This is a genomic window from Microcystis sp. LEGE 08355 (assembly GCF_015207185.1).
GTDB lineage: Bacteria > Cyanobacteriota > Cyanobacteriia > Cyanobacteriales > Microcystaceae > Microcystis > Microcystis panniformis.
In genome coordinates this window covers 1-7,121 of sequence record NZ_JADEXI010000214.1, presented here as the reverse complement: position 1 = coordinate 7,121, position 7,121 = coordinate 1, and the positions used below count along the sequence as shown (strand labels likewise).

At 45.3% G+C, this 7,121-nt stretch carries 6 protein-coding genes and 1 pseudogene; 5 read left to right on the top strand and 2 right to left on the bottom strand.

The window, feature by feature from the left end:
• From IQ242_RS12275 to IQ242_RS12265, 3 genes are all read left to right on the top strand, one after another.
• A partial coding sequence (locus IQ242_RS12275; protein WP_193960165.1) for a Uma2 family endonuclease occupies nt 1-488 on the top strand: 488 nt, incomplete at its 5' end.
• 24 nt (nt 489-512) lie between these two features.
• Nucleotides 513-1,046: a 5-(carboxyamino)imidazole ribonucleotide mutase gene (gene purE / locus IQ242_RS12270; RefSeq protein ID WP_008205725.1), complete on the top strand. Its 534-nt coding sequence runs from the start codon at nt 513-515 to the stop codon at nt 1,044-1,046.
• 42 nt (nt 1,047-1,088) lie between these two features.
• Complete coding sequence (locus IQ242_RS12265) at nt 1,089-1,889, top strand: tetratricopeptide repeat protein (protein ID WP_193960164.1); 801 nt, start codon at nt 1,089-1,091, stop codon at nt 1,887-1,889.
• Nucleotides 1,890-2,297: 408 nt separating this feature from the next.
• Here IQ242_RS12265 and msrA read toward each other — a convergent pair whose 3' ends face one another.
• The gene (gene msrA / locus IQ242_RS12260; RefSeq protein ID WP_193960163.1) at nt 2,298-2,960 is read right to left on the bottom strand and encodes a peptide-methionine (S)-S-oxide reductase MsrA; all 663 of its coding nucleotides are present in this window, start codon (nt 2,958-2,960) and stop codon (nt 2,298-2,300) included.
• A 271-nt stretch (nt 2,961-3,231) separates the two neighbouring features.
• Between msrA and IQ242_RS12255 the strand changes: the two genes are divergently transcribed.
• The gene (locus IQ242_RS12255; protein WP_186814288.1) at nt 3,232-3,402 is read left to right on the top strand and encodes a hypothetical protein; all 171 of its coding nucleotides are present in this window, start codon (nt 3,232-3,234) and stop codon (nt 3,400-3,402) included.
• Between the two features lie 387 nt (nt 3,403-3,789).
• Entirely contained in the window at nt 3,790-6,852 is a 3,063-nt protein-coding gene (locus tag IQ242_RS12250; protein ID WP_228020955.1) for a Calx-beta domain-containing protein, read from the top strand.
• Nucleotides 6,853-7,037: 185 nt separating this feature from the next.
• Here IQ242_RS12250 and IQ242_RS12245 read toward each other — a convergent pair.
• A pseudogene (locus IQ242_RS12245) lies at nt 7,038-7,121 on the bottom strand (transposase); the annotation flags it as partial.

Below are 7,121 nucleotides of genomic sequence, written 5' to 3'. Positions count from 1 at the left end.
GTCCCGATTTTTTTGTGGTTTTAGATACCGAAAAACGTCCCCGCAAAAGTTGGGTAGTCTGGGGAGAACAGGGTAAATATCCCGATATAATTGTCGAGATTCTCTCCGATTCTACGGCCAATATTGACCGCAAGAACAAGAAAACTCTCTATCAAAATACCTTTCGCACTCCTAATTATTTTTGGTTCGATCCTAATACTTTAGAATTGCAAGGATTTAGATTAATTGAGGGACAATATCAAGCCATTTCTCCCAATGAACTGGGTTATCTCTGGAGTGAACAGTTAGGATTATATTTAGGGATATTTGACCAGAAACTGCGTTATTTTACCGCCGATGGTCAATTAGTCCCCACTCCTCAAGAAGCGGAATTACAGCAAAGACAGGCAAAAGAACAGGCTCTTTTAGAAAAAGAAAGGGAACGACAAGCTAAGGAAAAATTAGCCCAAAAATTGCGAGAATTAGGCATCGATCCCGATACAATTTAGGGGAAATATTATTTTCTAGCAACTATGGTGACAGCAGCGCCCCTAGTGGGTGTAATTATGGGCAGTGATTCCGACTTACCCACCATGAAAGAAGCGATCGCAGTTTTAGAGGTTTTTCAGATTAGCCACGAAGTCGCCATTGTCTCGGCCCATCGTACCCCCGAAAAAATGTTTGAATACGGCAAAAACGCTCATTTAAGGGGAATAAAAGTGATTATCGCTGGAGCCGGCGGGGCTGCCCATTTACCCGGGATGGTGGCATCTTTAACTCCCTTACCGGTGATTGGGGTTCCCGTAGTCACACGCACTTTACAAGGGTTAGACTCTCTCTATTCAATTGTACAGATGCCCGCAGGCATTCCCGTGGCCACGGTGGCGATCGGTAATGCCAAAAATGCCGGACTTTTAGCGGTTCAAATTCTCGCCACCGGTAATGCCGATCTTTTAGAGCAAGTTATCGCCTATCGTCAATCCCTCACCGATTCCGTCCTCGAAAAACAAAGCAATCTTCAACGACTAGGCTATCAAGACTATCTAGAGCAGAGTTCACCTAAGTAGGGTAGATTGAGAAAAGATTAAGTAACAAATTATGAAGTAATTATGCGTTGGATCACCGCTTGTGTATTGAGTCTATTGCTCTTTTTTGCCCTACCCATAGCGGCTTATGCCGATAGCCCGACTATTAGCGAAGAACAGATTAGAGAAGGGGAAGTTATCGCCGAAAAAGCCCTAGAAGCCACAGAAAAAGGGGATTACGCCCAGGCCGAAAGCTATTGGACCGAATTAGTCACCAAATTCCCCACTAATCCCGCCGTCTGGAGTAATCGCGGCAATGCCAGAGTCAGTCTCAATAAATTAGAGGATGCGATCGCTGACTTCAACCAAGCGATCGCCATTGCCCCCGATGCCCCCGATCCCTACCTCAATCGTGGCACCGCTTTAGAAGGAGAAGGTAAATATCAAGAAGCGATCGCCGATTATAATAAAGTTTTAGAACTAGATCCCAATGATGCCTTTGCCTATAACAATCGCGGCAACGCTGAGGGCGGTTTAGGGGATTGGGAAGCCGCCGTCAAAGACTATCGCCAAGCCACCCAACTAGCCCCGAATTTTGCCTGGGCGCAAGCTAATCTGGCGCTGGCCCTGTACGAATTGGGCAGATATCCCGAAGCAGTCCAAAAAATGCGGAATATTGCCCGCAAATACCCTATGTTCCCCGATGTCAGAGCCGCCTTAAGCGCCGTTTTATGGACCCAAGGACAACAGGGAGAGGCGGAAAGCAATTGGGTAGCCGCCGTCGGCATGGATACCCGCTATCAAGACCTCGATTGGGTAAAAAGCGTGCGCCGTTGGCCGCCGAATATGGTTCTAGCCTTAGATAAGTTTCTTAACTTAAAGTAAAGAAGGACTAAATAGGGTTTGCTGAAAAAGCTTTTCGGTGGTGGCAGGGTGTGGGGTGTGGGGTGTGGGGTTTTACCAGTTTTGAGGTGGTCAACTACCTAATTTTCAGGGAAAAAGTACCTGAATTTTCCCCCGATCCCCGCAATGGCTGGCACTTTTTGAGGGGAAAAAAGTCCAAAAGTCTTATCCAACAAGGTTTTTAGATTTATTCAGCAGACCCTAAGTAGGGAGGCACAATTATTTGTAGGATGGGTTAGCGGTAGCGTAAACTATACGGGCGTTGGGTTTCATGCTTCAACCGTTCGGCAAAAGCTCACGGCCGAAGCCCAACCTACGTTCATCTTATATTTAATTCCACCCACCTACTTAACTGATAACTGATAACTGATAACTGACGGCTAACCCTACTTAATTTAACTTCAGATCAAGAGCGATCGGACATTCCACTTTCGTTCCCCCTAAACCACAGTAACCGCCGGGATTTTTCGCTAAATATTGCTGATGATAAACTTCAGCATAATAAAATTCAGGTGCGTCGATAATTTCCGTGGTAATTTGACCGTAGTTCGCTTTATTGAGAGCTTCTTGATAGATCGATCGAGATTTTTCCGCTAATTGCTTTTGCAGGGGATTATAGGTATAGATACCCGATCGATACTGAGTTCCCGTATCATTACCCTGACGCATTCCTTGGGTGGGATTATGACTTTCCCAGAAAACCTTTAACAGTTGTTCGTAGGAAATCACACTGGGATCATAAACCACTAAGACCACTTCATTATGTCCAGTCATGCCGGTACACACTTCCTGATAGGTGGGATTGGGGGTGATACCAGCCGCATAACCTACGGCTGTGGTGTAAACTCCTTCTAATTGCCAAAATTTCCGCTCTGCTCCCCAAAAACAGCCTAAACCAAACATTGCGGTTTCCATACCGGCGGGGAAGGGGGGCGGCAAAGGATGACCGTTAACGTAGTGGGTGCTAGGTACGGGCATTTTTTCCGATCGCCCGGGTAGTGCTTCCCTTGCTGTGGGCAAAGTTAATTTTTTTCCGAATCCGAATAACACCATAATAAGAATTTGTCCAGAAAGTTTTACCTTACTTTACATTATCGCTTAATTTTAGGGATTTCAGCGATCGGTGATCAGAACCGAGGCTGCAGCTCAATTTTTGTCAATCTACTGAGTTGGGATTTTGAAAGGGAAACTCTCGGCTAAAACTGGGCGTTATTTCTGATTTTATCACTCAATCCCAACCCCGGAGCGCATTAGTTTTTCGGTGGGATGCTTACAGGCAGCTATCAGTACAATTGCATTAGTTTAGGCGTTGCTGAATCAAGGTATGAATGCAAACTTTGCATCAGATGCAAAAGTTAGTTTGGCTCTAGGTTTTAAAAATACCAGAAAAGAAGATTCATATCTCAAATCAGCAACGCCCAAATTGTTTTGGATGTCAGGCTATCATCAGATGAAATTAGTGATGGGTGTAGATGCTAAAACTGGTTCTAAGTAGGGAGGCACAATTATTTGTAGGATGGGTTAGCGGTAGCGTAACATGAGCGGGCGTTGGGTTTCATGCTTCAACCCAACCTACGTTCATTTTATATTTAATTCCACCCACTCACTTATATTAATTGTATATTTGATTTTACAGCTTAGGCAAATTCCTCAAATATATGGGGATACTTTACTTAATAAACTGCGCTATGTTAACTTAATTTGATCCCAAGAGGGAAATTTAATCTCTCTAAGCGAACGCCTGTTATCGTTGGCTTGTATGTAAAGTTTTATGTACAAATTCAACATTTCTGCTACAGCTAATTCAGTATTTTTGCTTATTGATTGGGCGCAAGCGAATGATTAAGATATGGTGTATGAAGCATTCAAGACTTTTACCACTATGCCTATTACACCATTGAATTTGTTGTGGTCTCAAAACCTATTAATGGTTCAAGACAATAAAGATAACTTTCTCTATGAAAATGCCAAAACTGCATTTTCACCACTCTGGTGGCCTAACTTCAGATCTCGCTTTAAAGATGTACTTTTCTCAGCCACTTGGACGACCAATACACCTTACACACCGATTGCAGGCAATTCACTTGGTGGCGTTAACTCCGTAGCCCCATATACTGCTGCCGTAAACGATACCGTTATTAGAACTCTTGATTCCACAGAAAAAGGGTTACTTATACACACATCACAAAATGGAACTGGCTCAGTGAATCCAAATCTCTGGGAACCAACAGATATAGCCAATACCAGTCCATCTGTTCCTATAAATAGCTTAACCCCTAGTGCCTACACCTTTGCAGAAGCCCTAGGAAACGCAAGTTTTGGCAACCTATCTCTAAGCTATTTTCTAGCAGAAGATACATTCCGGGGCATATCGGTAAACCTGGGCAGGATATCTCGCCGTCCCAGTTCATCTGCTAAAGTTACCTTAGTCTGGACGGGAACACCTAGCACTACTGATACAGACGCCAACTTAGATGTTTATCTACAAGGAACGACCACAGGCACGATTTATACTGCGTTTAATGCCGCATGGTTTGGTGGGTCTAGCTTTGTCGGCACTGACGCTGTTGCTGGTGGCGCTGGCGTGGATTTGATCACTGGCGCTGGTGCTGTAGAGTACATAGAGCAAATTTATCTTCCATCGTGGAGTATTTCCCCGTGGGACACCAGTTTTAATGTTTTCGTTAATGGTACACTCGGCTCTGTTCCGGTTTCTACAGGTCAAGATTTCTCGATCTTTTTTACCTCCCGCCCGGTAGTTGGTCAAGGCCACGGCTGGGGTGATGTGCATCTTTCTACCTTTGATGGCAAACCCTATGATTTGCAAGCAGTTGGAACGTTCATTTATGTCAAGTCTCTAACTGATGATTTTCAAGTGCAAACCGTTCAAAAACCCTGGTATACAGGTGCGCAAGTTTCTGTTAATACAGCGTTTGCGATCAGACTAGACGGCAAAACTTTTGTTTATGATTCAGAGCTTGCCATTGGTCAAGAATTAAAAGTTGATGGAGCAACGTATAATCTAAGCAGTGGCGGCAGTGCATTGTTTGGTAACACGAGAATCCAGCGATCAGGGAATCAGTACACCTTCACTTATGCCGGACTAGACGGTAATTTCTCCACAGCCGATGATAACGATGTCGTCATCGCCGCGGACAATGGGAGCTACGTTGATGTTTTTGTCAATCCATCTGATGATCGCGCTGGCTCCCTACAAGGGCTTTTAGGTAATGGTGATGGTGATAGCAGCAATGATTTTGCTCTGCGTGATGGCACAAACTTAGGTCCTAATCCCTCTGTTCAAACAATACATACAACGTTTGCCGACAGTTGGCGAGTTGGCAAGGGCGAATCTCTGTTTCAAACAACCACATTTTTGACTACATTGACCAAGTCCACAACTGTATCACCTATAGATATTTCACCTATAGATATTATAGAGCCTACACCCGATCCCGAGCCTGTCCCTTTTCCCAAGGAGTTTATTTCCTTAGAAACTCTAGCGAAACAAGACTCCGACGCAGTGGCAAGTGCCTTCGCAATAGCACGAGAATTTGGTATTGCTGAAGGCGCTTTTTTAAATGGGGCGGCTTTTGATTTTCTGGTGACGGGGGATAAAACCTTCTTGTTAGGAGCAAAGCAGGCAGCGAACTTGGCACTGCAAAGTGAATTTCAAAATGGAGACACAGCAACTCCACTTGGAAGCATCGAAGGCAGTAAATGGAACGATGTTAATGCTAATGGTATCTGGGAGGCAGATGAAAAAGCCCTAGCCGGTTGGACAATTTACATTGATAGTGTTGCCAATGGAACACTAGATCCTTGGGAACTTTCCACAGTTACTGACGCTAACGGCAAATACAGCTTTACTAACTTAGGACCGGGAGAATATGCCATCCAGGAAGTGAATCAAACAGGCTGGCTCCAAACCTCCCCTAGCACTCCCTACGCTTTGATCTTGAAAGTAGGCGAAAAATTGACTGATGTTAATTTTGGCAACTATCAATTACCCACGATTAATCTTAACCCCAAGAGTCAGACGATTGTTGAAGGTTTGACCACGCCTCAAAACGCCCCCTACACCGTCACTCTTTCCAACGCCAGCAGCCAAACCATCAGCGTTAACTATGCAACTTCTAACGGTACAGCAACCGCGGGAGCGGATTACACCGCCACCATTGGAACTCTAACCTTTGCCCCTGGTGTTACTACTCAAGTCCTCAACATTCCCATTCTCAATGATTCCCTTAATGAGGCAGATGAGACCTTTACTTTAACTCTGTCTTCTCCTACTAATGCTGCTCTTGGTACGCAGACGGCAGCTACCACGACGATAACCGATACTTTCACGGCCGCCGTCACCACGACTTTAGCGGCAAACGTGGAAAATTTGACACTGACGGGAGCAGCCGCCATTAACGGTACTGGTAACGCAGGTAATAACGTGATCACGGGCAACACGGCCAATAACCTTCTCAACGGTGGTGGGGGCAATGATACCCTTAATGGTGGTGCCGGACTCGATACCTTGACGGGGGGAGCAGGAAACGATGTCTTCCTCTTCCAATTTTCCCAATCTACTGTCGCTAACCCTGACCGGATCACTGATTTTGCGATCAACTCCGACAAAATTGATTTGCTCAGTGCCACAGGAGGTGTGCTGCCTGCCCCCGCTGCCTTTAGTCGTGCTGCCAATTCTGCCGCTGCCACTTTAACCGATGTCGTGAATGCTGTTTTTACCGATGCCAATGGTGCCTTAGCTGGAAACCAAGCACTTGGTATTAATGGCGCGGCCCTGGTCCAAGTAACCACTGCTGGGATAGCCGGAAACTATATTATTGTCAATGATAATGTTGCTGGTTTCCAAAGTGCCAATGACTTACTGGTTAACGTTATCGGCACATTACCCACTGGCAATATCACTGTTTCCAACTTCTTTGTTTAGTGGATTCCTGATCGGGTGACAAGAATATTCTCAAGCCGGCGTGTTAGGGGTCGGGAATGGAGTCGCCTCCATCCCCCCCCTTCAGAACCGTGCATGAGACTTTCACCTCACACGGCTCCTAGTTTGATTGTTCCATTCTTAGGGATACAACTTCTCTTAGGCGCTTGGTTGACATACTCCCACCGTCAAGCTACGCTGTGACGGGGAATTCTTGACCTATCACTATCGGAAATTCCTTGTTCAACGAGACAGCTTAGATTCTCAATGTC

What these genes read in the sequence shown, in the direction of transcription:
- purE (WP_008205725.1), top strand. Translation starts at nt 513, where the DNA reads ATGGTGACAGCAGCGCCCCTAGTGGGTGTAATTATGGGCAGTGATTCC.
- IQ242_RS12265 (WP_193960164.1), top strand. Translation starts at nt 1,089, where the DNA reads ATGCGTTGGATCACCGCTTGTGTATTGAGTCTATTGCTCTTTTTTGCC.
- msrA (WP_193960163.1), bottom strand. Translation starts at nt 2,960, where the DNA reads ATGGTGTTATTCGGATTCGGAAAAAAATTAACTTTGCCCACAGCAAGG.
- IQ242_RS12255 (WP_186814288.1), top strand. Translation starts at nt 3,232, where the DNA reads ATGAATGCAAACTTTGCATCAGATGCAAAAGTTAGTTTGGCTCTAGGT.
- IQ242_RS12250 (WP_228020955.1), top strand. Translation starts at nt 3,790, where the DNA reads ATGCCTATTACACCATTGAATTTGTTGTGGTCTCAAAACCTATTAATG.